Origin of the sequence: Flavobacterium azizsancarii, from assembly GCF_027980145.1 — a bacterium.
GTDB lineage: Bacteria > Bacteroidota > Bacteroidia > Flavobacteriales > Flavobacteriaceae > Flavobacterium > Flavobacterium azizsancarii.
This window is the reverse complement of the sequence record NZ_JAMZNK010000094.1, coordinates 1-2,620: the sequence shown is the minus strand read 5'-3', so window position 1 is coordinate 2,620 and position 2,620 is coordinate 1. Positions and strand designations below refer to the sequence as shown.

Here is a 2,620-nt window from a genome sequence, read left to right as displayed (position 1 = left end):
TAGATATTCCGACGAAAGTACCCCACGATTCCGCGACAATGGTCGCCACTTATTCCGACGCAAAGTACGCCAGTCAAATCGTCCTTTATCATCACTTAGTAAAGATGATATTTTTCAAAGTTAATAATTTTTTCTAGTTCTCAACGATTTACCTGTTAATGCAATTCTGTGTGCAGAAGCTGACAATCTGTCCATTATAGCATCAGCAAGAGTTGGCTCCTCAATAAAGTTATACCAAGTGTCTACTGGTAGCTGAGAAGTAATCATAGTTGATCCTATACCATATCTATCTTCGAGGATATCTAGTAAAGCAATCCTTGCATCATTACTTAATGCTTTTAGCCCAAAATCATCTAATATTAAAAGCTTATATGCTGAGATACTCTTAATCCATTTAAGATATGATCCATCAAGTTTAGCTTGAGTTAGTGCATCTATAAACTTGTTCATGCTAAAATACAGAGTGCGATACCCAAGCAAGCAGGCACTGCGTCCTAAAGCACAAGCCATAAAAGATTTACCACAACCAGTAGCACCAGTTATCAAGACATTCTCTCCCTTTTCTATAAACATACCATCAGAGAGTCGTAATAACTGTTCTCTTGTGATACCTCTTTCTGTGTTGCAAATTATATCTTCTGGTAGGGCATGATAACGGAGTTTACTTGCTTTTAGATACTTCTGTGTTCTGGAGTATTCTCTGTATTCTACTTCTGCCTGAGTGAGCATAGCTATGAGAGAATGAACATCCTCTTGTTCATGTACCGGAAGCGCTAATGCAGCTTCATATCTTTTAGCCATGCCTGTCAATTTAAGGCCTTTGAACTGTTCTAATGTATTTTGTGTATTCATTTATTAAGGTTTTATAAGTTGATTAATTATAGGCTTCAGGGCCTCTGATATTACTGTGTTCGGGGATGCGGAACTCGATGGGAGACTCCTCTTCGAGTAAATCCATATTATTCACCAGGATGTTTTTGATAACACCGTAGGTAAACTTACGCCCTCTTAATCCCCGTTTACATGCAGCCTCCATCCGAATGTTGCCATAGGAGCTCATTAGTCTCAATAATCCAAGACAAGCAGTATATGATTGATCAATGATCAGTTTACTGTTCATTACTTTTTTGAAAAATTCAAAAGTATTAGGGCCGTTTTCTTCTGCTTTTTTGAGATAATATTCTGGACTCCATCCACGTTGATTCTTAATGATCCGATGTCTTTCAGGCATATGCTCCGTGATACTGGTATAACCATGGCTGGTGTAATTCCTAGTATGCACAGCAATCCTTTGTGCATCGCAATAGATCTCCACTACATCCTGATCATAGGCAATACGTACTTCCTTCCCAATATAGCGGTAGGGAACAGAGTAAAAGTGCCAGTCTTCACCCACCAATACATGGTAATGTTTCTGAACTTTTGCTTTGGTGTAATGTCTGATACTGTATGGGGATTCTGGAAGAGGTTGTAGTAGTGTTTTCTCTTGACTTTTAAACAACTCGAGCCTACTGTATACTTTCTTTTGAAAGTTCAATTGATGATGATAATCCAGCTTTTCTCTAATAGCCTTATTGAGTTCTGCGAGACTATGAAAAGTATCGTTACGTAGACTGGCATAAATACGTCTATACGTAATCTTTACATTGTTCTCAACAGAAGCCTTATCTTTTGGTTTATAGGGACGAGCTGCAAGCAGAGCAATATTATTGTGGTTTGCCCATTGTTCGAGCATATCAGTAAATACAGGTTCGTATTTACAACTTTTAGATACCCATTGCCTCATGTTATCTGATTTAACAGTCAAGGGGACCCCTCCAAAGTATTCAATGGTATGATTCAAAGCTTTTACCACTTGAGGTAGTTTTGCATCAGGTAAAGCCTCCACATAACCATAACCGCTAAAGGGAAGAATAGCAATATATACAGGGCACGCGATTAGTTCTCCAGTTGAAGTATCAACATAGTGAAGCATGTCTCCAGCAAAATCAACTTCAAGCAGCTTTGCAGGAGTATGAACAAAATGCATCACAGCATTGTTTATCTTCTCCTGATCTTGTAAGAGTTCACAAAATCTAGAATATTGAAAACCTTCAGGATATTCTTTAATATATTCTTCCCAAAGTAATAATCGTGTTACACCAGTTCGATTAAGTTCCTTGCTGAAGTAACCGATCAGATTATTAAAATGAACTTTGCGCGGATCAGTATCTTCTACTACAGCGGGCTTTAAGAGCCCTAGTATGTTCTCAAGTTCTTGATCTGAACGCTTTAGTAATTCCTTAAAATCAACTCCTGTTTGCGTAAATTTCAGCAAATAAAGTGCGATTGTTTTTCTAGAAATTCTGACTTCTTTTTCAATAGTCCGTTGTGAAACTCCACGCTCTAAAAACAAAAGAATCTGTCTTATCTTAATCATACTAAGTGGTTTATTTGCCATACTGCAAGTGGTTTTTTGATTACAAACCAAACTTATGCTAAATGGCGGTTAAATCTCTACTTAGTGAGATAATGGACTTGAGAAAGGTGGTGTGCTTTGTGTCGGAATGTCAGTCCTTTACAACTCTTAAATCAGAAGTAAAGTGGCGTACTTTGCGTCGGAATAAGTGGCGACCTTTGC

Annotated in this window: 2 protein-coding genes; both read right to left on the bottom strand. The window is 38.0% G+C overall.

Annotated features, from left to right (window positions below; translation table 11 throughout):
* Positions 1 to 120: 120 nt before the first annotated feature.
* The gene (istB, locus tag NJT12_RS24710) at positions 121 to 852 is read right to left on the bottom strand and encodes an IS21-like element helper ATPase IstB (protein ID WP_271338770.1); all 732 of its coding nucleotides are present in this window, start codon (positions 850 to 852) and stop codon (positions 121 to 123) included.
* A 22-nt stretch (positions 853 to 874) separates the two neighbouring features.
* Positions 875 to 2,440 (bottom strand): IS21 family transposase, encoded by a 1,566-nt coding sequence (gene istA, locus NJT12_RS24705; protein WP_271338769.1) that lies wholly within the window; start codon positions 2,438 to 2,440, stop codon positions 875 to 877.
* Positions 2,441 to 2,620 lie beyond the last annotated feature (180 nt).

Bases quoted from the DNA above. Each gene is read 5' to 3' on its own strand.
- istB (WP_271338770.1), bottom strand. From the start codon at position 852: ATGAATACACAAAATACATTAGAACAGTTCAAAGGCCTTAAATTGACA.
- istA (WP_271338769.1), bottom strand. From the start codon at position 2,440: ATGGCAAATAAACCACTTAGTATGATTAAGATAAGACAGATTCTTTTG.